The sequence below is a fragment of the Amycolatopsis rifamycinica genome, from assembly GCF_000695625.1.
Taxonomy (GTDB): domain Bacteria; phylum Actinomycetota; class Actinomycetes; order Mycobacteriales; family Pseudonocardiaceae; genus Amycolatopsis; species Amycolatopsis rifamycinica.
The window spans coordinates 42,107-67,446 of sequence record NZ_JMQI01000024.1 but is presented as its reverse complement, the minus strand read 5'-3'; the positions used below and the strand labels follow the sequence as shown (position 1 = coordinate 67,446).

The following is a 25,340-nucleotide window of genomic DNA, read 5'->3' as shown; positions in this document are numbered from 1 at the left end:
CGTCAGCCCTTGTCCGACGCGGCCAGCTGCTGCAGCACCTCGTCGACGCCGATCGACCCGCTGAGCAGCTGCTGCGAGAGCCGTCCCATGAGGTCGAGCGTCTTCGAGGAGAGGGCGACGTGCAGGGCGGGCTTGCCGCTCTTGACGTCCGAGACGATCTTCGCCACGGCCGGGCCGGCCGCCGAGACGTCGATCGACGTGTCCGCGGCGATCGCGCCGCTGTCGGTGAAGAAGGACTTCAGCGCGTCGGTCGAGCTCAGCGACCGGACCAGGTCCGCGGCCAGCTTGGGGTCCTTCGTCCCCTTCGCGACCGCGTAGCCGATGCCGCCGTCGTACGGGAGGCTCGGGGTGGCGGCCGGGTTGACCTGCGGCGCGGTCATCACGCCGACCTTGTCCGCGCCCAGGAACTCGGCGAAGTCCTTCCAGTGCCCGACGTCGGACATCAGGCCGATGACGTTCGCGGCCTTGCCGGACTGGAAGAGCGCGAACGCGTCGTTGAACATCGCGGTGGAGTTCGGCCCGTCGGTGTTCAGCCCGGTGTCTCCCGCCTGCTTCCAGAGCTCGAAGATCCGCTTGACGTCCGGTGCGGTCCAGGTGCGCTTGCCGGCGATCCAGTCGGTGTACTCCTGGGGCGTCAGGCTCGCCGAACCCAGGGCCGACAGGAAGAACTGGATCCCCGCGCCCTCCTTGTTGCCCAGTGCGAGGCACTTCGCGCCCGTCTTGGCGGCGATGGTGCCGCAGTCGCCGACGAACTCGTCCCAGGTCCGGGGCGGGGCTTCCGGGTTCAGCCCGGCCTTCTGGTAGAGCCCCTTGTCGAAGTAGATGGGGTGTCCCTGCAGGGTGACCGGCTCCGCGTAGACCTTCCCGTCCTTGCTGAACGCGTCCCAGCCGCTGAGGCGTGACCGGTCGTCGGCCACGTAGGGGTCCAGGGGCAGGAGGTCGCCGACCCGGTCGCGGATCTGGCCGCCGCCGTTGAAGAGCATGACGTCCGGCCCTCTCCCGGCCTGGACCGCCGCGCCCAGCAGTGTGTAGTACTGGTCGTAGGGCTGGGCCACGAACTCCACGGTGACGCCGGGGTGCTGCTTGGCGAACTCGGCCTTGGCCTTCGCGACGTACCCCGCGGCCTTGGCGTCGCCGGACTTCCAGTCCCAGACCACGAGCTTGCCGCTCGCGTCCCCGGACGGGGCGGCCGGGCCGGCGGCGCTTCCGCAGCCCGCGGTCAACGCCAACGCCACGGTCAGGACGGCCGAGAATAGTGTGCGCTGCTTCATCGCTGCTCACTTCTCCAGACGGTGGCCGGACGGGGAGTGGCCCGGCGCAGTGCGGGAAAACGTAACTCGTATGACGTATGACGTCAACGATGGCGCTGTGTAAGCTTCACGCGTGCGCTCGACGGACGTCGGCGCGTGCGCTTCGGAGGAACGATGACGGCATCAGACCCGCAGCCCGCGGCCCCCGGGTGGGTGCGCCGCCCCGCGAACCTGGCGAGCGCGGTCACTGCCGAGCTGGTGGAACGGATCGTGCGCGGGGTCCACGCGCCCGGGACGTCGCTGCCCCCCGAACCGGTGCTGTGCGAGAGCTTCTCGGTGAGCCGGACGGTGGTCCGCGAGGCGGTGAAGCTGCTGCAGGCCAAAGGCCTGGTGCAGGTCCGGCAGGGCGCGGGCACGGTGGTGAACCCGGCCTCGACGTGGAACATGCTCGACGAACTCGTGCTGGCCGCGGTGATCGCCGAGGACGAGACCTCGGCCGTCCTCGACGACCTGGTGGTGACCCGGCGGCTGCTCGAATCCGACATGGCGCTGGTCGCCGCCCGGACCGCCGACCCGGAGGTGGTCGACCGGCTCGGCGCGCTGGTGGACAGCATGGACGAGCTCGTCGGCGATCCCGTCGCCTACCGCGAGCTGGACATCGCCTTCCACGACACGATCATGCAGGTCTCGGGCAACCGCCTCGCCCGCGGTGTGGTGCGCGCCCTGGAGAGCCAGGTCGTCAACACGGCCCGGTACGTGGGCCGCGCCGAGCGCGCCCTGTGCGTGGCGTCCAACCGGGGACACCGCCGGGTCTACGAACGGATCGCGGCCGGGGACTCCGGCGGCGCCGCGAAGGCGATGTACGACCACATCACCGAGGCGTGGCTCGCGCGCCGTCCCGAGTCCGGGGACCCCGGCCGCCTGGCGCGGTGACCGTCCGGAGTCGGGCGGTCCGCCGGGTCGAGCCGAACACGACCACCGCGCAGGCGTCGTGCGTCGCCGCGGCCGGGGCCACGGCGGCCGGCAGCGCCGCTCCGGCGAGGGTGGGCAACCGGTGGTCCTTCCGGGATCCGCGGTACGCACCGTCCACCCGGGACTTCCGAGGGCGGTTGAGGCCCGGCTCCGGGAATGACCGAACGGCGGGGCGCCCGGCTCACCGGAGCTCGTCGAGCAGCCGGCGGGCGGCCGTCGCGGCGCCGTCGGTGCGGATCTTCGCGCCCAGGACCTTCGCCCGCTCGCGGATTTCGGGGGCCAGGGCCGTGTCGAACGCGGCGGCGAGGGACTCTCGCGTCGCCGTCGGGCCGTCGAGGGCCGCGCCGGTCCGGTGGGCGGCCACCCGGCCGGCCCAGTACGGGTTGTCCGCCACCCGGACGGGCACCACCACCTGCGGCACCCCCGCCCGGGCCGCCGTCTGCGTCGTGCCCGCGCCGCCGTGGTGGACGACCGCGGCCAGCCGGGGGAACAGGCGCTGGTGGTTGACGTCGCCGATGGCGAAGCAGCCGTCCACGGCCAGCTCGGCCCAGCCGCGCGAGACGAGCACCCGGTACCCGCGGACCCGGCTCACCTCGACCGACCAGCGGGCGATGTCCGGTGCCGGGCCGATGCTGCCGAAGCCCACGTACACCGGCGGCGGGCCCGCGGCCAGGAACTCCGCCAGCTCGGCGGGCAGCGGCCGCTCGTCCGCCCGCGTCCACGCACCGGTCTGGACCACTTCGGGACCCGGGCCGCCCGGCCACGGCCCCAGCACCGGGTCCGCCGCCAGCCACGGCCGGTCCGAGCAGACGTGGTCGCGCACGTTGCCCACCGGCGGCAGGCCGAGCGCGGCCCGGTGGGCGTTGAGCGGCTCGCGGAACTGGGCGTTCACCCGCTGGGCGTCCCGCTCCCACCGTGCCGCGTGGTCCGGCCCCGACGGCTCCGGCCAGCCCGGCCGCGGCGGCGGCGCGTGGTGCGGCGAGGGCAGGTTGACCGCCGCATAGGTCGCGTAGACGTAAGGGATGCCCGCGGCTTCGGCCACCGACCGCGCGGCGACCTGCGCCAGGCCGGCGGCCACCAGCGCGGCGCAGCCGCGGGCCGCGGCGGGCAGGACGGCGAACTGCGTCTCGAGCAGTTCGGCCCGGTACCGGGCCAGCTCCGCCGCCGTCGGGGGAGCCGCCGGTCGCATCAACGCCCGCACCGGCGGGCCGGCCGGTACCGCCTCGATCCCGAGACCCGCCAGCCGGTCGGTGAACTCCTCGTCCGGCGGCGTGCACATCCGCACGTCCGCGCCGAGGGCCTGGAGTTCGGCGGCGAGGGCCACCAGCGGTTCGACGTCGCCCCGCGTCCCGTAGGTGGACAGCAGCACCCGCGTCACCGCGGTGCCCCGGCGTAGAAGCCGACCGGCATCGTGACGTCGGCGGCGGCCGCCCCGCACTCCAGCATCCACAGCGCCGCGGCCGGGCCCAGTTCCCGCCCCAGCACGCCGAGCGCGGCCGGGTCCGGCGCCACCGCGCGCGCCTGGTCCACGCCGCGCCCGAACGCGTCCGGGTCCCAGCCGTCCGCGTCGCCGCCGCCGAGGGAACGCGCGCCGGCGGCCATCGCCGTGACCGGCAGCCGGCCGGGTACGCCGAGCAGGCCGTGGGTCCGCTCGCCGACCAGGACCCCCATCCAGTGCGAGCTTTCCGGCGTCGGCCGGGGACCGGTCCACCGGGGCCGCCCGTCCATGTCCGGCAGCTTCGACGGCGGGCCGGACACCGCCCAGCGGCCCGCCCACTCCACGGCCAGCCCGGGCGCACTGCGGGTCGCCGGGTTGTGGAACCGGGCCATGTCCCACCGGTTGCCCACCGCGACCGCGGCCAGGTCGCGGTGCGGCCAGACCCGCGCTTCCCACCAGAAGCCCCACGGGAACGCCGCGGTGTGCCCCCACCACCAGTCCTCGCCCAGCTCCGGATCGGCGAGTTCGAGGGTCAGCCCGGAAAAGGACCGGACGCCGTGCGGGCTCGGGCGCGCCACGCGCGGGCGCACCATCGCCGCGAGCGAATCCGGGGCGACCAGGCCGGGCTCGCCGCGGGTAGTGCGCAGCAAGGATTGCAGCAGCCGCGCGAAGTCCGCGGCGCTGGTGTGCATCCCGACGCCCGGAAAGGCCGCGGTACGCAGGGGCGGGCTCGGCAGGCACCAGTCGCCGAACGCGGCGTAACCGGTGGCGCCACCGGTGTTCCCGGTGCCGTCGTCGATGCCCGTGTCCGCCATCCCGGCCGCCGCGAACACTTCCCGGCCGACGCGGGCCGCGTACGGTTCGCCGGCCAGGTGCTCGACCACACCGCCGAGCACCCCGACCCCGAAGCTGGAGTACGAGTAGTCCCCGGGAGCCGTCACCAGCGGCCGCGTCCCGCCGTACTCGACGGCGCGGCCGGTCTCGTGCCGTCGCCGGACGTAGCCGAGGATCGGCTCGGCCGGCGCCGTGGGCGCGACCGCGGTGATGATGTCGCCGGAGTAGCCGCCCTGGTGGGCGGCCAGCATGGCGGTGGTGGCCGGGGCCGCACTCCGACCGCGCAGTCCCGCGGGCAGCACCTGGTCGACCGGCGTGTCCAGCCCGGCCATCCCCGCCTCGGCGAGCTGCATGAAGGCCAGGCCGGTGACGGGTTTGGTGAGCGAGCCCGCGGGCGCGACGGTGCCGGCGGTCATCGGCGTGCGCGCGGCCAGGTCCGCGAACCCGGTGGCGGCCGTCCGCAGGTCGTCGCTCGTCGCCACGGCGACGGCGACGCCGGGTGTGCCGGTGACCGCGGCCAGCCGGGGCAGGACGGTGTCCAGCGCCGCCATCACGTCGTCGAGCATGCTCATCCCTCGGTGGTGTTGTAGTTGACGATCCGCGCCACCATCCGGGCCCGCGCCCCGGCCAGCGGGCTGTCCGCGTCGCGGCGCGCCACGTCCGGCAGCCGGTGGGCCTGGTCCTCGGTGACCGCCACCATGCCCCAGAGCGCGTTGAAGCCCGCGGGATCGACCGGCTTCTCGGCGGCGGCCTCGACGGTCACGACGCCGTCCCCGCCGGCCACGCTCAGCGCGCCCATCTGCCGCAGCACGCCGGGATCCCGCTCTTCGGCGGCCACCACGCTCCAGCCCGTCACGCCGGTCTGCCGCAGCGCCGCGAGCAGGCTGTCGGCGCCGCTGACGACGATGTCGGGCAGGACGAGCGCCACCGGTCCCCGGGTCAGCGGCAGGGCGCACCGGATCGCTCCGTCGAGCCCCGGCTCGGCCACGTCGTCCTGGTAGACGAAGACCAGCTGGAAGGTCCCGGCGTAGCGCGCCAGGTACTTCACGGTGTCCAGCTTGTGCGGGCCGAACACGACGACCACGCGCACGCCGAGCCCGCTCTTCACCAGCTCCACCACGGCTTCGAGGCTGCGGTCCAGCACGGTGACGCCGGGCGCCAGGCAGTGCAGTTCCTTCGCGTACGGCGCTCCGAACCGCGTTCCCAGCCCGGCGCACGGCAGGATGACCGAGACGTCGGGGTCGTTCACCGCAGCCGCACCTTCAGCGCGACCCGGTGCCGGGCGCGCGGCAGCGGCACCCACGCCGGCTCGGCCACCGGCGTCACCCCGGGAAACCGGTCGAACAAGCTCCGCAGCGCGACCTCCGCCTCCAGCTTCGCCAGCGCGACGCCCAGGCAGAAGTGCGGCCCCCAGCCGAATCCGACGTTGCCTTCGCGGCCGCCGTGCTCGGCCTGCCACCGCACGTCCGCGGCGTGCGGGTGGGCGAACTGCGCCGGGTCGCGGTTGGCCGCGCCGAGGACCGCCTGCACCGCGTCCCCGGCCTTGATCCGCACGCCACCGACCTCCAGGTCCGTGGCTGCGTACCGCAGGCGGGCCAGCTGGACCGGGCCGTCCGTGCGCACCAGCTCGCGCACCGCCGCCGGCCACAGCTGCGGCTCGCCGCGCAGCAGTTCTCGCTGAGCGGGGTCGCGCATCAGCGCGTACGCCGCGTTGGCCAGCATGTTCGCCATCGTCTCGTGCCCGGCGAGCACCAGGAACACCACGAGCGCGACCGCGTCGACGTCGGTCAGGTCGTCCTGGGCGACGACCTCGCTGAGCAGGTCTTCCCGCGGGTCGGCGCGGCGGCGGTCCACCAGCGCGTGGCAGTAGGCGAACATCTCGCCCAGCGTCGGCGTGATCCGCGCCGGGTCGCCGTCGACCAGCACCTTGCCCCAGCGCCACCAGGCCGCCCAGTCTTCTTCGGGCACCCCGACCAGCTCGCACACCACCGCCATGGCCAGCGGGTACGCGTACTCGTCGAGCAGGTTCACCGTCCCGCTCAGCCCGTCGAGGAGCTCGTCGACGATCTGCTGCACCCGCGGGCGCAGCGTCGCGACCCGCGACGCGCCGAACGCGTGGCTGATGCTGCGACGCAGCCGCGTGTGCTCGGCGCCGTCGAGGCTCAGCAGGCTCGCGCGCAGGTAGGGCAGGTGCTCCCGCGGCGTGCCCAGTGCGAGGAACGCCTCTTCCTGCGTCTGCGCGCCCTGGCCCGGCAGGCCCGCCGGGTCGTTGCGCACGGCCGGGTCCGCCAGCACGGCGCGGACCTCGGCGCTGCCGGTCACCAGCCAGCCCTCCTCGCCGTTCGCCAGCCGGGCCCGGCAGACCGGTGCCGCGGCGAGGACGCGGTCGTAGCCGCGCATCGGGTCGTCGAGGACGGCCGGATCGCGGACGTCCACCACGGGTTCGGACATGGGACTCCCAGCTCCTCGGAGGACGGGTCAGCCTTTGAGCGGGCCGCCGTTGATCGCGACGCGGTGACCGAAGCGGGTGTGCGGGTAGTAGTCGTAGGTCGCGTGGTGCTGGACGCAGCGGTTGTCCCAGAACACCAGCGTGTCCGGCTCCCACCGCACCCGGCAGGCGAGCATCGGCCGGTTCGGCACGACCGAGAACAGCAGGTCGAGCACCGCCTGGCTCTCGTCGGCCGACAGCTGCGGGATGCGCGAGGTGTAGGCCGGGTTGACGTACAGCAGCGGCCGGTCGGTTTCCGGGTGCCGCACGACGACCGGGTGCTCGCTGACCGGCGGCTCGTAGCCCGCGGGGATCTTGTGGCCGCGGAAGGCGTGCGCGCCGTCGTGGATCGCGGTCAGCCCGGCCAGCAGCTCCTTCAGCTTCGGCGACAGCATGTCGTAGGCGAGGTGCATGTTCGCGAAGAGCGTGTCGCCGCCGCTGCCCGGCTCGGGCACCCGCGTGATGTGCAGCATCGAGCCCAGCGACGGCTCGGTGTCGGCGGTGCCGTCGGCGTGCCAGCCGTTGCCGAACACGGTGGCCGACTCCGGCGCGGTCGCGACCTCGAGGATGTACGGGTCGCCGTGCTCGGGCGGCGGGTTCACCGGGCGCAGCTCGCCGAAGGCCGCGGCGAGGCGCTTGTGGTCCTCCACGGTGATGTCCTGGTCGCGGAACACCAGCACGTGGTGGTCCAGGAAGGCCGTCTTCAGCTCGGTGAGCTGCTCCTCGGTGAGTTCCCGCGTCAGGTCGAGGCCGGTGACCTCGGCGCCGATCACCGGGGTGAGGCCCCGCACCCGCAGCGTCCGGTAGCCGCGCGCCGGCCGCGTCGTGATCCGCTTGACGGCGTCGAGTTCGTACTGCTCCATGGTTTCCTTTCCTCCTGCGGGTCTCACCGGCCGATGGCGGTCGCCACGGCGGTGACGTGCGGGGCGCGCACGATGCCGTAGTGGGTGGTCGGCAGTGCGTGCCAGTGGCTCGGCCCGGCCAGCAGTTCGCGCCAGCCGTCGCGGCCGGCGGTGGGCAGGCCGGGCTCGGGTTCGGTGGCGAGCCAGACGTGGCCGGGCGTCACGGCCAGGCGGGGCAGTGCGTGCCCGGCCATGCTGCGCAGGTTGGCCCGGCACGCGCGGGCGAGCCGCCGGGCGTGTTCGCCCGCGGTGCCGGCGGAGGCGCCGAGCTCGCGCTCGAACACCGTCTCCAGCTGGGCGTCGCTGTAGTCCTCGGCGCTCGCGCCGGGCGGCGGCGGGTCGATCAGGTGCAGCGCCCGCACCGGCTGCCCGGCCCGTTCCGCTTCGGCGGCCATGCCGGCCGCGACCCAGGCGCCGAACGACCACCCGGCCAGCCGCCAGGTGCGGCCGGGGACCTGCGTGCGCAACGCCGTGGCGTAGCGGCGGGCCCGGTCTTCGAGCGACCACCCGGGTGGTTCCGGCCGGTTCAGCGCCGGATCCGCGATGACGCAGACGCCGAGTTCGGGCGGGAGGGCCTCGACGAGGGGGCGGTAGGCGTGGACGTCTCCGCCGACCGGGTGCACGAGGCAGACGGCCTCCCGGGTCGTCCCTTCGCGCCAGACCTGGACGGCGACTTCGCCGGTGCCGGCGGCGGCGTCGAGCTTCGCCAGCAACGCCGCCATCGTCACCTCCGGGCCGAGCCACGCGAGGTCGAGGTCGACGCCGTAGAGGCGTTTCACCGAGTCGACGACGTCGAGCAGGGTCAGGGAGTCGGCGCCGAGGTCGTAGAGCGGGACGTCCGGGTCGAGTTCGGCCACCCCCAGGAGGGCGCGGACCTCCTCGGTCAGGTCCGCTTCGGCCGGTTTCGCGGTGGGCGTGGTCTCGCGTTCGTGGAAGGTGCGGGCGGTGTCGAGGCCGGTCGTGGCCACCAGGAGCTGGGGGAGCCCGGTCCCCAGCGCGCGGGCGAACGTGCGCCGGCCCTCGTCGTCGCTCAGGCCGACGGCGAGGTGGGCCTGGTGCCGGGCGTCGGTCTCCAGTGCCGTGACGGCCATGCCGCTGTCGCGCCAGACGTCCCAGGCGATCGACAGGAGGGCGGTGGCGCCTTCGCGGTGGGCGAGGGCGTCGAGGAACCCGTTGGCGGCGGCGTAGTCGAGCTGGCCGGTGCCGCCGAACTGCGCGGACAGCGACGAGCAGTAGACGGCGAAGGCCGGCCGGTCGCGTTCGATGAGCTCTTCGGTGAGCAGCGCGCCGGCGAGTTTGACGTCTTGGGTGCCTTCGCCGCGGGTGGCGATGAGGCCGCCGCCGGGGGACCCGGCCGCGTGGACGATCCCGGTGAGGGGACCGGGAATCTCGTCGGCGGTCGTCTTCGTGAGGTCGGCGGCGAGCAGGTCGACGCGGTCCGCCCACGGCTCGAGCGGTTCGGGCAGGCGGGGGTCGCGCGCGAGCAGGATGACGCGGCTGGTCGTGCGGGTCAGCAGCTCTTCGGCGACCGCCGTGCCGATGCCGCCGGTGCCGCCGAGGACCAGGACGGTGCCGTCCATCGTGGAGGGTTCGGCGGCGGTGACGGGCGCGCTTTCTTGCGTCCACCAGAACCCGGCCCGCAGGGCGACGCGCTCCGGCGGGGTCGGCCCGGTCAGGAGGTCGGCGAGCCCGTCCAGGCCGGGGGTGGGGAGGTCGACCCAGTGCCCGGGGATCCCGCTTTCCTGCGGGCCGACGGCGGTGATCCCGGCGAGCAGCCCGGCTTCCGGCCGCGTGACGGGGGTGTTCGCGGGCGCGGCACCGGCGGAGACCCACCACGTCCGCAGTGGACGGTCGTGGGCGGCGCGCAGGAGGGCGGCCGGGGTGTCGAGGCAGGCCCACTGCGCCTGCCGCAAGGACGCTTCGCCCAGGGGACCGGTGATGCCGAGGGGAAGGGTGTGCAGCCAGTCGATCCCGGTGTCCGGCAGGGCGTCCAGGACCCGACGCAGGTGCGCGGTATCGGCGGGATCGGCTTCGAAGGTGTCGGTGTCCCGGCGGGCGAAGTGATCGGAGGCGTGCACCCGCACGACACGGGCGTAGGCGGCGTCCAGGGCGGGGGCGGTGAGCGGACCCTCGCCGGAGAGGACGAGGGTGCGGCCGCTGGAAACGGCGTCTCCCGCCCGCCGGAGCCGGACCCAGGTGGGCTGGTGCAGCCACTGCGCTTCGGGCAGCCGCGCGGCGGCCTTCCGCGGGAAGTCGAAGTCCCGCGCGGCGAAGGCGGGCGGCGGGAAGTCCCACGGCGCCGGGGCGGAGAACGGCCCCCACTCGACAACGTCACCCGCCACCCACGCACCGGCCAGGTCGGAGGCGGCACTTTCCCGTGAAAGCGCCCGGTCGGAGGCGTCACTTTCACGTGAAAGCGCCCGGTCGGAGGCGTCACTTTCCCGTGAAAGTGACGAGCTGGGGGTGGTGGTCGCGTGGTGGGGGGCGGGACTTTCACGTGAAAGTGGCGGGCTGGGGGCGGCACTTTCACGTGAAAGTGGCGGGGTGGGGGTGGTGGTCGCGTGGTGGGGTTCGGCTGTGCGGAGACAGGCGACCGCCGCGGCCGCGTCTTCGCCGGGGGCCGCCAGGCGCCACGGGCCCGCCGGCCGGCCCGACTGGAGGTGGCGGAGCACGTCCACATAGGACTCCGGGTGCGCCGTCAGGTAGTCCGCGACGCGAGCCGCTTCCAGCCGCAGGGCCGGAGCGCTCCGGGCGGACAACACCAGGCAGCGCGCCGGCTCCGGGCGCGAAGGCCGCACCGGCCGGACCGACTCCAGCACCACGTGGGCGTTCGTGCCGCCGATGCCGAAGCTGCTCACCCCCGCCACCCGGGGGCCCGCGGGCCACGGTTCGGCGGCCGACGGCACCCGGAACGGGCCCAGGTCCAGCGCCGGGTTGGGCGCCCGGAAATCCACCGTCGGCGGCAGCACCCCGTGGTGCACCGCCAGTGCCGCGCGGATCAGCCCCACCACCCCGGCCGCCGCGCCCAGGTGGCCCAGCTGGCTCTTCACCGACGACAACGCGCAGTCCGTCGCGTCGGGCATCGCCTCGCGCAGGGCCGCCACCTCGATCGGGTCGCCGAGGCGGGTGCCGGTTCCGTGCGTCTCCACGTACCCGACGTCGGCGCCCGAGCGCCCGGCCCGCCGCAGCGCGGCCCGGACGGCCGCGCGCTGCCCCGCCGGGGACGGCGCGCTGTAGCCCTGCTTCACCGCGCCGTCGTTCGTCAGGGCCGAGCCCGTGATCACCGCATACACCGTGTCGCCGTCGCGGCGAGCCGCCGAGAGCGGCTTCAGCACCACCACGCCGACGCCGCTGCCGCCCACCGTGCCGTCGGCGTCGTCGCTGAACGGGCGGCAGTGCCCGTCCGGCGAGAAGATGTGCTGCGGCCGGTAGCGGTAGCCCCCGGCCAGGGTGACGTCGACGAGCACGCCGCCCGCCAGCATCGTCTCCGCCTCGCCGCCGCGCAGCATCGCCGCCGCCTGGTGGACCGCGACCAGCGAACTCGAGCACGCCGTCTGGGTCGTCAGCGCGGGACCGGTCAGGTCGAGGTGGTAGGCCACCTTCGTGGCCAGGAAGTCCTTCTCGTGGTGCAGGGCCAGCTGGAAGTCGTCCGGCAGCGCCGCCGGGTCGGCTTCGCGCAGCATCTGCCGCAGGTAGGTGTTCTCGCCGCAGCCGGCGATCAGCCCGACACCGGCACCCGAAGTGACGCCGGCGTGCGCCAGCGCCTCCACGCACGCCATCAGCAGCTGACGCTGCTGCGGGTCCATCAGCGCCGCGTCGCGGTGGCTGATCCCGAAGTGCTCCGGGTCGAACGCCAGCGGATCGGCCAGCAGGCTGCGCGCGCCGACCAGGCCGTCCGCTGCCGGGAACTCCTCGATCCCCCTCCGGCCCGAGACGACCAGGTCCCAGAACGCGGCCAGGTCCCGCGCGCCGGGCAGCCGCACCGCCATGCCGACGACGGCGACCGGCTCGTCGGCGGCGAGCCGCGGCGACGAGCCGGCCGCGGCCGGGCCGTGCTCGAGGTGCCGCGTCAGGTCCCGCAGGGTGACGTGCTCGAAGAGATCCGCCACGGTGAACCGGTACCCGGCTTCGGCGCAGCGCAGGTGGAACCGCATCAGCGCGAGCGAGCCGGCACCGGCCGCGAAGAACGTCTCGTCGGGACCGATCGGCGTGCCGGTGACCTCTTCGAACAGCGCCGCCAGCTCGCTCGACGGCCGGGCCGCCGTCCGGTGCAGATCCGTCCCCGGCACGCGCGCGGCGGCGTCCCGGTCGAGCTTCCCGCTCGGCGTGCGCGGTAGCGCGCCGACGACGCGGAAGCGGTCCACCCGCGCGTGCGGTGGCAGCAGCGGCCGCAGGAAGTCCGCCAGTTCCGCGGCGGACGGCGTCCGGCGGCACTCCAGCACCGCGGTCAGCCTGCCGTCCTCGACCGCGACGACGGCGTTGACGACGTCCGCGTGCCGCAGCAGCGCGGCCTCGACCTGGCCGAGCTCGAGGCGGTGGCCGCTGAGCTTGACCTGGCGGTCGGCGCGGCCGTCGAAGTGCAGCAGCCCGGCGCGGTCGAAGTGGGCGAGGTCGCCGCTGCGGTAGTACAGCTCCGGCAGTTCGGCGAACTTCTCCGGCGCCGCTTCGCCGAGGTAGCACCGGTTCGCCGCGAGACCGCCGATGAGCAGCTCACCGACCTGCCCCGGCGGCAGCGGCGCGCCCGTGGCGTCGGCGACCCGCAGGACCGCGTTCGCCACCGGAGTGCCGATGGCGGGCCGGTCGGGCCAGTCCGCGGGATCGCCGTCGAGGGTCAGCGCGCTGACGACGTGGGTCTCGGTCGGCCCGTAGTGGTTGTGCAGCCGCGCGCCGGGCAGCCCGGCGAACCACCGGCGGATGGCCGGCGTGCACACCAGCTGCTCGCCGGCGGTGATCACGTCCCGCAGCCGCGCCGGGTACCGGCCGAGCCGGACGCCGTGTTCGGCGAGCAGCTGCAGGGCGACGTAGGGCAGGAAGATCCGTTCGATGCCGGCGGTGTCCAGCTGCGCCAGCAGCGCGGGGACGTCGTGGCGCCATTCCGGGCGGATCAGGTGCAGCCGGCCGCCGCCGCACAGGGTCGTGAAGATCTCCTGGAACGACACGTCGAACGACAGCATCGAGAACTGCTGTGTCGCCGCGGGCGGCGCGGCCTGCCACTGCAGCAGGTTGGCCAGCGTGCGGTCCGGCACGCGCACGCCCTTCGGCACCCCGGTCGAGCCCGAGGTGAACAGCGTGTAGAGCGGCCGTCCGGCGTGCCGGGCCGGCACGTCCGGCACCGGGCCGCCGGTGAGGGTGACGAACCGCCGCTCGACGTCGGTGTCGAAGGTTTCGCCCGGCGCGAGCAGGACGCAGCGCGGCCGGACGCGGTCGAGCATGGCCCGCAGCAGCTCCGGCGGGTACGCCGGATCCAGCGGCACGGCGGTGATGTTCAGCCGCGCGAGCGCGAGCAGCGCGACGACGTGCTCGGCCGACGGCCGGAAGTACAGGGCGATGTCGGTGGCGTCCGCGGGCAGGGTGGCCGCGAGCCGGGCCGCGTGCGCGTCCAGCTCGGCGTAGGTCAGCGTCGTGTCGCCGGTCAGCGCCGGGGCGTCGGGGGTGCGCGCGACCTGCCGGGCGAAGCCGTCCGCCACGGTTTCCCACGTCAGTTCCGCGTCGGCGCCCCGGCCGTGGTCACGGTGGTCCGGAGTCCGGGCGTCGCCGTGCAGGGCGCGGTCGAAGACTTCGCCGAGGGTCGTCGCCTCGGCCTCGGTGAAGTGGCCTTCCCCGTACTCCCACAGGCAGTCGAAGCCGTCCGGCCCTTCCACCACCGACAGCGTGAGCGCGCACTTCGCCTCGGCCGCCTCGATCCACTGTGGACTGATCGAGCAGCCGGGCCGCCGCAGCGCCGCGAAGTCGGTGTTCTCCAGGACGAACAGGTAGTCGAAGGCCGCATAGCCGGGGTCGAGGTCGGCGAACGCGACGTCCTGGTGGTCCAGCGCCGCCCCCGCCGCCTCGCCGAGCCGCCGCAGCTGGCGGTCCAGGTCTTCGTCCGGGGCCACGGTCAGCGGCAGCCGGACGGTGTTGGCGAACATCCCGACGCCGTCCTCGAACGCCCGCACCGGCCGGTTCGCCACCGGGGCGGCGATCCGGGGCCGGGTCCGCCCGGTCACCGCGTACAGGCTCCAGGCGAACACGCCGAACAGCAGCTGGAAGCGGGTCAGGCCCAGTTCGGCGGCCCACTCGTCGACGCGCTCGCGGCTGATGCGGGTGGTGTGCAGCCGCCCGGTCAGTGCCGCTTCGCCGAGCGGTTCGGCGTCGTCGGATCGCTCGGTGAGCTGGGCGCGGTAGCCGGGGGAGGTGAACCAGCGGGCCTGCCACGCGGCGAAGTCGAACGGCGTGTGCGCGTCCGGCCGCGGCTTCGCGCCGGACAGTTCCCGGAACAGGATGTTGAGCGACCAGCCGTCGACCGCGATGTGGTGCAGGCACAGCCAGAACGTGCCGTCGGGACGCCAGGCCGCGCGCAGCAGCCGGCCCGAGGCCAGGTCGAACGGCGCCGTGAAGAAGTCGTCACCGGGCTCGGTCCACGGGTCGTACGGCGCCTTCGCCACCTGCCGCAGACCGTCGGGGGTGGCCTCGAACGCCGTGCGCAGCGCCGGGTGCCGCTCGACCAGGCCGCGGACGTCCCGGCGCAGTGCCTCGACGTCGGGGGAACCGGTGACCCGGAACGCGAGCGGCACGTGGTACGCCGTGGACGCCGGATTGCGTTGCTGCAGCAGCCAAAGCCGTTGCTGTTCGCTGGTGGCCGGGGCCGTCGTCGCGGTCGTCGGCGGGCCCGGTTCCGGGTAGGCCGCCCGCTCGGCCGCCGAGACGGCCGCGGCGAGCTCGGCGAACGTCCCGCGTTGCACGACCGACGGCGCCAGATCCGCCCCCCAGCGTTCCCGGATCGCGAACCGCAGCCGCAAGGCCTTCAGCGAGTCGCCCCCGGACCGCAGCCACGTGTCGCCCGGGCGGAGATCCGGGACGCCGAGGGTCTGGGTGACCACGGCCAGGACTTCGCGCTCCCACGGTGTCGCCTCGCCGCCGGTGTCCGGCCGCCACGGCGGGAACCCGCCCGCCAGCAACGCGGTTTCGTCGACCTTCCCGTTCGGGTTGCGCGGCAGCTCGCCGACGCGGAAGACGTGGTGCGGCCGCATGTAGGCCGGCACGGTGCCGGCGAGATGCGCTTCGAAACTGTCGAAGGACAGCTCGTCCGCCACGACGAAGGCGAGGAGCTCGGCGGTGGCGGCGCGGCGCACGGCCACGTGGACCTGCCGGATCCCGGGGTGGGCCAGCAGCCGCTGCTCCAGCTCGCCCGGCTCGATCCGGAACCCGCGGACCTTGACCTGCCGGTCGGTGCGCCCGACGTAGGCGTACCGCCCGCCCGGCAGCACGCGCACCAGGTCGCCGGTGCGGTAGAACCGCGCGCGGCCCTCGTCGAACCACGGCAGCCGGACGAACCGCTGCCCGGTCTCCGCGGGCAGGCCGCGGTAGCCGAGGGCGACGCCCGCGCCGGAGAGGTACAGCTCGGCGACTTCGCCTTCGAGGGCCACGCGCTCGTCCGGCGGCTCATCCGTTTTGACGACGGCGACCGCGCCGGTGCCCGGCAGCGGGCGGCCGATCGGCACGACGTCGCCGTCGAAGCCGCGCGGGATGGCGTAGCTGAGCGCGAACGTCGTCGTCTCGGTCGGGCCGTAGCCGTTCTGCAGCCGCGTCGGCGCGTCCGGGTTGGCGCGGTACCAGCGGCGGATCAGCGGCGCGTTGAGCTGCTCGCCGCCGATGACGACCCGGCGGACGGTGGCGAAGCTGCCCGGCACGGTCTCGGCGACGGCGTTGAACAGCGTCGCGGTGACGAACATCGTGTCGATGCGCTCGCGGACGAGGGCGTCGGCGAACGCCCGCGGGTCGCCGGCGGTGTCGTCGTCGAGGATCACACACGTGCCGCCGGTCAGCAGGGGCACCCACACCTCGAAGCTGATCGCGTCGAACGCCGGGTTGGCCAGGCAGGCGAACCGCGTGCCGATGTCGAGCCAGCCGGGTTCGGCCAGGCGCAGGACCCCGGCGTCGCGGACCTCGACGCCCTTGGGCCGCCCGGTGGTGCCGGAAGTCGAGAAGAGGAACGACGCCGGCGCGGGTTCGGCGGGCACGCCCACCGCGGCGGGTTCGGCCAGGAGTTCGGCGGGGGACAGCGGCGGCAGGCCCGGCAGTCCGTCGTGGACGACGACGGCCGCGCCCGCGTCGGCGAGGATGCCGTCGCGGCGGGCGGGCGGGCTCTGCCGGTCCAGCGGTACGACCTGGCCGCCGAGGCGCAGCACGCCCAGCATGACCTGGACCAGCTCCGCCGAGCGCGCCAAGGCGACGGCGACCGCGTCGCCCGGGCGGATTCCCCGGCGGGACAGGGCTTCGGCGACGGCGGCGGCGCCTGCGTTCAGCTCGGCGTAGGTGAGGCGGCGGGCGCCGTCGGACACGGCGAGGGCGTCCGGGTGCCGCAGGGCCCGGTCGTGGACGCGGCGGGCGATCGAGGTCATCGGGCCGTCAGCTCGGCGGTGACGAGCTTGGCGACCAGCCCCAGGGCGTCGCTTTCCAGCATGTCCCAGTGCCCGCAGTCCGCGGGCACTATTTCGAACTCGCCGCGGGCGCGGCGGCGCCAGAACTCGGCCGTGCCCGGGATCGTGTCCTCGCCGACGGCCTGGACGAACACCACCCTCGCCGTCGTCTCGCCGGGGTCATGCTCGCGCGCGGTCAGCCGGTTGTGGTTGTAGGTGCGGTGGTAGCGCTCGATCTGCGCGTCCTCGATCCCGGGATACATCCCGTTGAAGCGGACCAGTTTCTCGCGGAACTCGGCCGCGGGCACCGGCTCGATGGCCGCCTTCGCGGCCGGGTCGTCGGTGGCGGTGGTGTCGAGCAGGACGACGCTGACACGCGGGTGGTGTTCCGCGAGCCGCCGTCCCATCTCGTAGGCGACCAGGCCGCCGTAGGACAGTCCACAGAGGACCAGCGTCTCGTCCGGTCGCGGATCGACGAGCCGCAGGTACTCCTCGGCCATCGCCTCGACGCTCGGCAGCGGTTCTTCGCCGGGGTTGAGCCCGGGGGACTGGATGCCGAGAACACCGGTGTCGGCGGGCAGCAGGGCACTGAGCGGCAGATAGCAGAACGCCGTGCCACCCGCCGGGTGCACGCAGACGACCCGGGTCGCGCCGGCACCGCGGCGGAATTCGATGAGGCTGCCGGTTTCCGGGGGGTGGTCCGTGCGCAGCAGCGCGGCCTGCGCCTCGATGGTCGGGTGCAGGATGACGTCCCGGATCGGCAGCTCGCGCCCGAACTCCGCGCCGATGGCGTGGGCCAGCTTGATCGCCGAGATCGAGGTGCCGCCGACGTCGAAGAAGCCGTCCGAGACGCCGATCGCCGGGTGCAGCAGCAAATCGCGCCAGATCCGGAGCAGGGCGAGCTCGACGTGGTCGCGCGGGGCGGTGGTGTTGACCGGGTGGTGCGACGCGCTCGTGCGGGCGTGCGCCAGGACGGCGTCGCGGTCGAGCTTGCCGCTGCGGCTCAGGGGCAGCCGGTCGAACTCGGCGAACACCGACGGGATCATGTAGTCCGGCAGCCGGCCGGCCAGCGCGGCCCGCCACTCGTGCGGGGTCCGGCCACCACCGCCCGCGACGCCGGCGACGAGCCGGGGTTCGCCTTCGCGGTCGACCAGCACGGCGGCCTCCCGGACACCGGGCACGGCCAGCAGCGCGGCCGTCACTTCGCCGGGTTCGATGCGGAAGCCGCGCAGCTTGATCTGGTCGTCGCGGCGCCCGGCGTACTCGGCTTCGCCGCCGGGGAGCCAGCGGGCGAGATCCCCGGTGCGGTACATGCGCTCGCCGGGGACGAACGGGTCGGCCACGAACCGCTCGGCGGTCAGCCCCGGCCGGTGCAGGTAGCCGCGGGCCAGGCAGTCGCCGGCCAGGAAGACCTCACCCACGACACCCGGGGGCACCGGCCGCAGCCGCTCGTCGAGCAGGTACAGCCGCGAGCCGGGCAGCGGCCGCCCGATCGGGGCCGGGCGGTCGACGGGCCGGGGGTCGAAGTGCGCCGTGGCGTAGAGCGTGGCTTCGGTGGGCCCGTAGCCGAAGCAGATCCGCAGGCCGGGCAGGGCGGCGGCGAGCCGGGCGAGGGCGGCGTCGGTCAGCGGTTCGACGCCGGTCAGCAGCTGCCGCAGCGCCAGCCCGTGGACGCGCGCCGGATCTTCGTCGATCCACCGGACGTAGGCGGGTGGCAGGAAGGCCTGGACCACGCGGTGGTCCCGCAGCCACGCCATCAGCGCGGCCGGGTCGGGCCGGACGTCTTCGGGCACGACGTGCAGCACGGCCCCGGTGGTCAGCGGGAGCAGTAGTTCGTGCACCGAGGCGTCGAAGCCGATGCTCGACCAGGCCGACGTCGCTTCTCCCGGGGTGGCCCCGAAGCGGTCGAGCCACTGGTCGAAGAGGGCGAGGACGCTGTGGTGGGTGACGGCGACCCCCTTCGGGCGCCCGGTGGACCCCGACGTGTAGATCACGTAGGCGGTGTCGCCGGGCTCGGTCCGCACCGGCCTCCGCGTCTCGTCGCCTTCGGCCTCGAGTTCGGTGACGTCGTCCCCGAGGACCAGCACCGGGCGGGCGTCCCCGACCATGGCCGCCCGCCGGGCGGCCGGCTGCGCCGGGTCGAGCGGGAGGTAGGCGGCCCCGGTCTTCAGCACGCCCAGCACGGCGGTGACGAGCTCCGCCGACCGTCCACTGAGGACACCGACGACCCGGCCGCGGCCCGCCCCGCGCGCCCGCAGGGCGTTGGCGAGCTTCGTGCTGCGGCGGTCGAGTTCGCCGTAGGTGCGCGTCCGGCCGTCGCAGACGAGCGCGGGCGCGTCCGGGGTGGCGTCGGCCTGGGCGGTGAACCGCTCGACGAGCCCGCCGGTCCGCCGCCGCGGCCGCGGACCGGTGCTCCAGCGGGTGAGGATCTCGCGGCGTTCGGGTTCGTCGAGGAGTTCGTAGTCCGCGATGGCGGCGTCCGGCCGCTCGGCCAGCTGACCGAGCAGCCGGACGAGGTACCGCGCGTACCGCTCGGCGGTGGTGTGGTCGAAGAGGGCGACGGCGTAGTCGAGGTGCCCGCGGACCCCGCCGTCCTCGTCGGCGAGGCCGAGCGCGAGGTCGAACTTCGCGGGAGCGTGCTCGACGTCGAGGGGCGAGACGGTCACGCCCGGCAGCTCCAGCAGGTCGTGCTGGGTCGGCACCCAGGCGAACATGGTCTGGAACAGCGGGGTGTGCGCCGGGCTGCGCGGCGGGTTCACCAGCTCGACGACCCGTTCGAACGGCAGCTCGGCGTGGTCGATCGCGCCCCGCAGAGCCGCGCGGACGTCCTTGAGCAGCACGGCCCCGGTCCGGGAACCGGAGAGGTCGGCCCGCACGGCCAGGGTGTTGACGAAGAACCCGAGCGTGCCGGGGTACTCGCCGGTGGCGCCGCGGTTGGCGGTGGGGACGCCGACAACGATGTCAACGTGCCCGGAAAGCCGGGACAGGAGGATGTACCAGCAGGTCAGGATGGTGGAGTAGAGGGTGACACCGTGCTCGCGCGCCACCGCCTTGAGCCGCGCGGTGAGTTCGGGCCCCAGCGAGACGGGCACCCGCGCCCCGCGGAAGTCCTGCCGCGGCGGCCGCGGCCGGTCGGCGGGCAGCGCCAGCACGGGAGGCACGCCGTCGAGCCGGTCCCGCCAGTAGTCCTCGTGGGGAGCCGGGCCGTCGCCGGCCAGCCAGGCTTGCTGCGCGAGGGAGTGGTCGCGGTAGGGCCGCGCGGGCGGGAGCCCGGGATCGGTGCCGCTCAGCCGGGCGGCGTAGAGGAGGCCGAGTTCGCGCAGCAGGAGGGTGCGGGACCAGCCGTCGAAGACGACGTGGTGGACGGTGATCAGGAGGATGTGTTCCTCGTCGGCCGGGAACTGTCGGTGCTCGCCGGTAGCGTGGAGACCGGGGGGCGGCGCCCCGGCGATCAGCCGCGCCCGAGCCAGCGGCGCCCGCGCCAGATCGAACGGCGCGAACGCCTCACTCCGCCGCAGTTCGCCCACCGCACCCGGCCGCCCGCCGACGTCGGTGACCACGCACGGAAACCCGTGCCCGGCGGCCTCGACCACCTGCACCGGCCGGCCGTCCTCGACCACGATCCGCGTCCGCAGCGCCTCATGCCGATCGGCCAGGGCATCGAAAGCCCGCTGCAGCGCCTGCACGTCCAGCGGCCCGCTCAGCGAGAAAGCCATCGTCTCGTTGTAGGCCGGTCCCGCGCCGTCCAGCTGGGAAACGGTCCAAAGGCGCTGCTGACCGGACGACAGCGGGGCGGACACTCGCATCGAGGACGGCCTTTCCAGGCGGGGCGGGCGAACCGGTACTGCTTTGTGCCGTCGCGGCCGAGTGGGGGAAACGCTTCCTGTCTGTCGCGCCAGTTAACACCACACCATCGGACGATGACAAAAGTCTGCCCGGAAGTTCCTTCGGGAGGGGGTAAAGCGGCGCGTCAGCCCTGGTGGAGCCACTCGGCCAGCTCGGGCGGCGCCAGCTCGGCCACGCGCCGGTGGTAGCCCTCGATGGTGGCCGGGTCGAGCAGGTCGCGCCACTGGCCGCTGGTGCCGGAGCGGAAGAAGGCCGTGTTGCTGCGCCACAGCTTCGCGTCGACGCCGGGGGCCAAGTCGTCGGCCCGGTCGCGCATGCGGCCGAACGTCGCCGCGGTGGCGAGGTCTTCGAGCCGCCTGCCGGTGGTGTCGATCGCCAGCGCGGTGGCCAGGCTCCGCAGCTGGCCGGGTAGATCGGCTTTCAGGTCGGCGTAGTGGAACAGCGCCACCTGGGGTGACTCGCGGTGTTCCCAGAACGTCCGCACGTGGTGGACCAGGTTGGCCAGGCTCACGCCGAACGTGTCCGACTCGGGCGCGGGGTCCGCGTCCGCCCACAGCCGGAACCGCTCGAGCGGGTCGGCCGGGGGCGGCGCGACGGCCCGCGGGTCGAGCCCGCCCGCGGTGATGGCCGCGGGGTGGATGTTGGCCACGGCGTGGTCGAACGACAGCATCGCGTCCCGGGGGTCGCGGCCGACGCAGACGTACGTCACGCCCGGCTCGAACGGCAGGCCGTCGAGCGGGGTGTGCGTCTTGACGAACCGCCGGTGCGTCCGGCTCTCGAGGTCGGCCAGGATCGCCGCGGTGTCGTACGTGGTCGCGTCCAGCCACGGCGAGAGCTCGGTGAGCGGCCGGGGCAGCTCGGCGGTGCCGAAGACCAGCAACGCGCACAGCATCTGCATCCACGTCGTCCCGCACTTCGGCGGCGTGCTGATCACGATGTCCCCGGCGCGGAACCGGAACCGGGCCCACAACGCGCTGTCGGACACCACCGTGCGATATCGCCGCAATCCGCCCATTTCCGGTCCCCCCGGCTGCTGGACCACCAGGATCCCACGGTCCCCGGTGGACGGGCTATCCGCGACCCGGACGAATCACCAGGCCGGCGTGAACCGCACCGGCAGCGCCGCCAGCCCGCGGAACAACGGCGAGGGCCGCCAGGCCAGGGTGCCGGCCGGCACCGCGAGCCCGACGTCCGGGAGCCGGTCGAGCAGGACCTCGATCGCCGCCTCGGCGATGACCTTGGCGATCTCCTGGGCGGCGTACGGGCAGCGGTGTTCGCCGTGGCTGAAGGACAGGTACGCCTGGTTGCCGGTCGAGGCCTGGGGGACCGGCCGGACGAGCGGGTCCTGGTTGGCCGCGGCGAGCCCGAGGATGAGCAGGTCGCCCTGGCGGATCTGCCTGCCGCCCAGCCGCAGGTCGTGGACGGCGAACCGGCCCGGGAAGTTCTGGGTCGGCGTGTCCTCCCAGAGCACCTCGTTCAGGGCCTGGCCGACGCTCCGGCGGCCGCCGGCCAGCGTCATCGCGAAGCGGTCGTCGGTGAGCATCAGCCGCAGGGTGTTGCCGATCCAGTAGGCGGTGGGCAGCTGGCCCGCGTTCATCAGGTGCAGCAGATCCTCGGTGATCTCCTCGTCGGCGAGCGCGGCCGGGTGGGCCAGCAGCCGCGACGTCACGTCCGGTCCGGGGGCGCGGCGCTTGCTTTCCACCATCCGCCGCACTTTGTCCCGGACGCGCGCGTAGGCCTCGTTCGCGCCCTCGCCGGCGGCGTGCGTCCGGTAGACGTCGCTGACCAGGTCGGCGGTCTCCGCGTCCGGCACGCCGATCATCCGGGCGACGACGGGCAGCGGTATCCCGTCGGCGTACTCGGTGATCAGGTCGGCCTCGCCGCGCCCGGCGAAGGCGTCGACGAGCCGGTCGGCCACCTGCTGCGCCCGCGCGCCCAGCTCGAACTGGTCGACGGCGCCGAGTGCCTCGTCGAGCGCCGCGGCCCGCCGCCGGTGTTCGGCGCCCTCGGCGAACATCATCGTGGGCTGGTAGGCCAGCAGCGGGAGCAGCGGCCAGTCGGGCGGGACGCGGTCCCAGGCGTTCCAGCGCCGCGAGTCGCGCCCGAAGATCTCCGGGTTGCTCACGACGTACTGCACTTCGCGGTAGCCGAGCACCAGCCACGCCGGCACGTCCGCGTCGAGCAGGACCGGGGCCACCGGCCCGTGCGTGCGCCGCATCTGGGCGTACAGGTCCGCGGACGTCTGCTGGAACCGCGGCCCGGACAACGGCGTGGCGAGGGCGGGCGGGGGCGTGCTCATGGCGTGGTCTCCCGTGCGGAGGACAGGGCGAACAGGTGCTGGACGAGGGAAAGCAGCACGGTCTTGCTGGAGTCGCGCCGCCGGGCGTCGCAGTCGATGAGCGGCACGCCGGGGGACAGGTCGAGGGCTTGGCGCACCTGGTCCAGGGAGTGCTGCGGCTCCCCGAAGTTGTTGCGGGCGACGATGAACGGCGTCCCGTGGTGCTCGAGGCGGTCGATGGAGTACCAGGAGTCGGCCAGCCGGTGGGTGTCCACCAGCACGACGGCGCCCAGGGTGCCGGCGAACAGCCGGTCCCAGAGGAACCAGAACCGTTCCTGGCCCGGTGCGCCGAACAGGTACAGCACCATGTGCTCGTTCAGGCTGATCCGCCCGAAGTCGAACGCGACCGTGGTGGTGGTCTTGCCGGGCGAGGCGCCGTCGTCGATCCCGACGCCCGCCTGCGTCATGGTCTCCTCGGTGCTCAGCGGGCGGATTTCGCTGACCGAACGGACCATGGTCGTCTTGCCCACCCCGAACCCGCCGACGATCACGATCTTCAGCCCGTCCCTGGCGGTGCTCGGCAGCGGCGTGCGGACGTCCTGGTCAGAGCTTCTGCAGTCCAACGAGTACCTGCTTCAGGGTTTCGAGATCGGGCAGTTCGGCGGCGGCCGGAGCCGAGGAGGGATGGCGGGCGGTGATCCGGCCGGTGTCGAGCAGGTCGCACAGCAGGATCTTCACGACGCCCACCGGGAGGCCCAGCTCCGAGGAGATCTCCACCATCGCCGTCGGGTGCCGGCACAGGCGCAGGATCTTGGCGTGCTCGGACTGCATGCCCGGCACCGGATCGCTTTCGCTGACGATCAGCGTCACCAGGTCCAGCGCGCTCTCGTCCGCGCGGCTGCGCCCACCGGTGACGGTGTACAGCCGGTCCGGGTCTTCGCGGCGGAGGTCTTCCCCGGCCATGTCACCCGGCCGCGGTGGGCTGCGGGCGGGGCGGCGCCGTCAGGTACTCGCCGAGCTGCTCGACGAGCTCGTTCATGTTGTGGCCGATGAGGCCCACGTCCGCCTCGTCGGCGGCGATCACGGCGAGGTGGGCGCCTTCGCCGGCTTCCACGATGAACAGCATCCCGCCGTGGAACTCCGTCATGGACTGGCGCACGCCGCCGGTGCCGTCACCGAATTCGATGGACGTGCCGTACGCCAGGCTCTGGATGCCCGAGGCGATGGCGGCCAGCTGGTCGGCCTGGTCGACGGTGAGCCCGCGGGTGTGGCAGAGCTTGAGGCCGTCCTTGGACAGCACGAGGGCGTGGCGGGTGCCCGGCGTCTTGCCGAGGAGGTTCTCGAGCAGCCAGTCGAGATCGTGTTCGGCGGTGTTCATCGGCTGTCCTCCGAAGGAGCGGACGGGCGGGTTCCCCGGCCGGCCGCGTGGAAGGCGCTGAACCGCGCCCCGGCGTCGGCACGGGCCGGTGCGGGCTTCGCCACCGGCGGCGGCACCGGTCTGGGCGCGGCCGCCAGCGTCTGCCCGCGGCGTCGCTGCGGCAGCCCCGACGTTCCACTCTCCACTTCGGACACGGGCGGGGCGGCCGGGCGCACTTCGGCGGGCGGAGCGCTCGCCTCCGGCGCGCTCGGCGTGACCGGTGGGGTGTCCGGTTCGGGCTGGGTGATCAGCTGCCGGGGGATCATGACCACCACTCCGGTGCCGCCCCGCGCGGACGGCCGGAAGTGCACGGTCAGGCCGTGTTTGCGGGCCAGGCAGCCCACCACCGCCAGGCCCAGCCGGGTGCCGGACAGCGTGGTCAGGTCCAGCGGCTCGGCGGAAACCGCCCGCACGGCCCGTTCCAGTGCCGCGGGGCCCATGACGAGGCCGCTGTCCTCGATCGTGACGACGACCCCCGCGTGCACCTCCTCCACGTAGACGTGCACGTCTTCCGAGGGAGGGGAGAAGCTGGTGGCGTTGTCCATCAGTTCGGCCAGTGCGTGCATGACCCCTTCGGCGGCGTACCCGGCGACCGCGACGGTGCTGGTCGAATGCGTCCGCACCCGCTGGTAGGCGCTGATGCGCCCCATCGCCCCGCGCAGGATGCTCTCCATCACGATCGGTTTGGTCCAGCGCCGGCCGGACCGCGCTCCGGTCAGGACCGCGATGCTGTCCGCGAGCCGGCCCGCCTGCGCGGTGCTGTGGTCCAGTTCGAGCAGGTCGCCGAGGACGTTCTCGTCGTAGCGGCCTTCCATCTCCCGCAGGTCGGCCAGCATGCTGGTGGCCAGCGCCTGCACGCGGCCCGCGGCGTTGGCGCAGGCCGCCATCGTGGCCGCGCGCATCCGCTCGCTCCGGCCGATCTCCCGCGCGATCGTCTCCAGCAGCCGGCGGCGGGCCCCGTCGACCGAGGACGGCACTTCGGCGAGCGCGGTGTCCACCGACGCTCCGTCGCGCACCCGCCGGACCACCGCGGGCAGCGTGTCCTCGGCGAGCCGGGTGACCTCCGCGTCCAGCGCCGCGACCCGGCTCCGCTGGTCGCGGGTGACCTGCGCGCAGTACGCGGCGACCGTGACCGCCGCGCACACGACGGCGGCGGCCACCCCGCCGGACCAGGCCACGAGCACCCGGTCCGCCCCGGACACCCCGGCCGTCGTCCACCACCACGCCGCACCGGTGACGACCACGGCGATCGGCAGGACGTAGCGGACGGGTAAGTGCACTGACATCGATCAGGTCC

General features: G+C 74.2%; 15 protein-coding genes. 1 reads left to right on the top strand and 14 read right to left on the bottom strand.

Annotation, left to right across the window (positions count from 1 at the left end; translation table 11 throughout):
* Positions 1 to 2 precede the first annotated feature (2 nt).
* Positions 3 to 1,271: an ABC transporter substrate-binding protein gene (locus DV20_RS11160; RefSeq protein ID WP_043779139.1), complete on the bottom strand. Its 1,269-nt coding sequence runs from the start codon at positions 1,269 to 1,271 to the stop codon at positions 3 to 5.
* Positions 1,272 to 1,424: 153 nt separating this feature from the next.
* On the opposite strand from DV20_RS11160, the gene DV20_RS11155 reads away from it, so the two are divergent.
* Positions 1,425 to 2,183 (top strand): FadR/GntR family transcriptional regulator, encoded by a 759-nt coding sequence (locus DV20_RS11155; RefSeq protein WP_084093419.1) that lies wholly within the window; start codon positions 1,425 to 1,427, stop codon positions 2,181 to 2,183.
* Positions 2,184 to 2,403: 220 nt separating this feature from the next.
* Here DV20_RS11155 and DV20_RS11150 read toward each other — a convergent pair whose 3' ends face one another.
* The 13 genes from DV20_RS11150 to DV20_RS11090 form a co-directional block, all read right to left on the bottom strand.
* Entirely contained in the window at positions 2,404 to 3,600 is a 1,197-nt protein-coding gene (locus DV20_RS11150; RefSeq protein WP_043779137.1) for a glycosyltransferase, read from the bottom strand.
* Complete coding sequence (locus tag DV20_RS11145) at positions 3,597 to 5,060, bottom strand: serine hydrolase domain-containing protein (protein ID WP_200876399.1); 1,464 nt, start codon at positions 5,058 to 5,060, stop codon at positions 3,597 to 3,599. Before DV20_RS11145 ends, DV20_RS11150 begins: the two co-directional genes overlap by 4 nt.
* A gap of 2 nt (positions 5,061 to 5,062) precedes the next feature.
* A complete protein-coding gene (locus tag DV20_RS11140; protein ID WP_043779134.1) occupies positions 5,063 to 5,743 on the bottom strand; it encodes a glycosyltransferase family protein in 681 nt (226 codons plus the stop codon).
* Positions 5,740 to 6,945 carry a cytochrome P450 family protein gene (locus DV20_RS11135; protein WP_043779132.1) on the bottom strand — a complete coding sequence of 402 codons (1,206 nt, stop codon included), beginning with the start codon at positions 6,943 to 6,945 and terminating at the stop codon, positions 5,740 to 5,742. The genes DV20_RS11140 and DV20_RS11135 overlap by 4 nt, the downstream gene beginning before the upstream one ends.
* 27 nt (positions 6,946 to 6,972) lie before the next feature.
* Positions 6,973 to 7,845 carry a TauD/TfdA dioxygenase family protein gene (locus DV20_RS11130; RefSeq protein ID WP_043779130.1) on the bottom strand — a complete coding sequence of 291 codons (873 nt, stop codon included), beginning with the start codon at positions 7,843 to 7,845 and terminating at the stop codon, positions 6,973 to 6,975.
* Positions 7,846 to 7,868: 23 nt separating this feature from the next.
* Positions 7,869 to 16,484 (bottom strand): AMP-binding protein, encoded by an 8,616-nt coding sequence (locus tag DV20_RS11125; protein ID WP_043779128.1) that lies wholly within the window; start codon positions 16,482 to 16,484, stop codon positions 7,869 to 7,871.
* On the bottom strand, positions 16,481 to 20,308 hold the full coding sequence (locus DV20_RS11120; protein ID WP_235190785.1) for a non-ribosomal peptide synthetase: 3,828 nt from the start codon (positions 20,306 to 20,308) through the stop codon (positions 16,481 to 16,483). Before DV20_RS11120 ends, DV20_RS11125 begins: the two co-directional genes overlap by 4 nt.
* Positions 20,309 to 20,472: 164 nt before the next feature.
* On the bottom strand, positions 20,473 to 21,363 hold the full coding sequence (locus DV20_RS11115; RefSeq protein ID WP_043779125.1) for a sulfotransferase domain-containing protein: 891 nt from the start codon (positions 21,361 to 21,363) through the stop codon (positions 20,473 to 20,475).
* Positions 21,364 to 21,438: 75 nt separating this feature from the next.
* Positions 21,439 to 22,647 carry a cytochrome P450 gene (locus DV20_RS11110; RefSeq protein ID WP_043779123.1) on the bottom strand — a complete coding sequence of 403 codons (1,209 nt, stop codon included), beginning with the start codon at positions 22,645 to 22,647 and terminating at the stop codon, positions 21,439 to 21,441.
* Positions 22,644 to 23,177, bottom strand: a complete 534-nt coding sequence (locus DV20_RS11105; RefSeq protein WP_084093418.1) for a GTP-binding protein — start codon at positions 23,175 to 23,177, stop codon at positions 22,644 to 22,646. Before DV20_RS11105 ends, DV20_RS11110 begins: the two co-directional genes overlap by 4 nt.
* Positions 23,178 to 23,229: 52 nt before the next feature.
* Positions 23,230 to 23,589, bottom strand: a complete 360-nt coding sequence (locus DV20_RS11100; RefSeq protein WP_043779119.1) for a DUF742 domain-containing protein — start codon at positions 23,587 to 23,589, stop codon at positions 23,230 to 23,232.
* Between the two features lies 1 nt (position 23,590).
* A complete protein-coding gene (locus DV20_RS11095; RefSeq protein ID WP_043779116.1) occupies positions 23,591 to 24,004 on the bottom strand; it encodes a roadblock/LC7 domain-containing protein in 414 nt (137 codons plus the stop codon).
* Entirely contained in the window at positions 24,001 to 25,329 is a 1,329-nt protein-coding gene (locus DV20_RS11090; protein WP_043779113.1) for a sensor histidine kinase, read from the bottom strand. The genes DV20_RS11095 and DV20_RS11090 overlap by 4 nt, the downstream gene beginning before the upstream one ends.
* Positions 25,330 to 25,340: the final 11 nt, after the last annotated feature.

Bases quoted from the DNA above. Each gene is read 5' to 3' on its own strand.
- DV20_RS11160 (WP_043779139.1), bottom strand. From the start codon at position 1,271: ATGAAGCAGCGCACACTATTCTCGGCCGTCCTGACCGTGGCGTTGGCG.
- DV20_RS11155 (WP_084093419.1), top strand. From the start codon at position 1,425: ATGACGGCATCAGACCCGCAGCCCGCGGCCCCCGGGTGGGTGCGCCGC.
- DV20_RS11145 (WP_200876399.1), bottom strand. From the start codon at position 5,060: ATGCTCGACGACGTGATGGCGGCGCTGGACACCGTCCTGCCCCGGCTG.
- DV20_RS11135 (WP_043779132.1), bottom strand. From the start codon at position 6,945: ATGTCCGAACCCGTGGTGGACGTCCGCGATCCGGCCGTCCTCGACGAC.
- DV20_RS11130 (WP_043779130.1), bottom strand. From the start codon at position 7,845: ATGGAGCAGTACGAACTCGACGCCGTCAAGCGGATCACGACGCGGCCG.
- DV20_RS11125 (WP_043779128.1), bottom strand. From the start codon at position 16,484: ATGACCTCGATCGCCCGCCGCGTCCACGACCGGGCCCTGCGGCACCCG.
- DV20_RS11120 (WP_235190785.1), bottom strand. From the start codon at position 20,308: ATGCGAGTGTCCGCCCCGCTGTCGTCCGGTCAGCAGCGCCTTTGGACC.
- DV20_RS11115 (WP_043779125.1), bottom strand. From the start codon at position 21,363: ATGGGCGGATTGCGGCGATATCGCACGGTGGTGTCCGACAGCGCGTTG.
- DV20_RS11110 (WP_043779123.1), bottom strand. From the start codon at position 22,647: ATGAGCACGCCCCCGCCCGCCCTCGCCACGCCGTTGTCCGGGCCGCGG.
- DV20_RS11100 (WP_043779119.1), bottom strand. From the start codon at position 23,589: ATGGCCGGGGAAGACCTCCGCCGCGAAGACCCGGACCGGCTGTACACC.
- DV20_RS11095 (WP_043779116.1), bottom strand. From the start codon at position 24,004: ATGAACACCGCCGAACACGATCTCGACTGGCTGCTCGAGAACCTCCTC.
- DV20_RS11090 (WP_043779113.1), bottom strand. From the start codon at position 25,329: ATGTCAGTGCACTTACCCGTCCGCTACGTCCTGCCGATCGCCGTGGTC.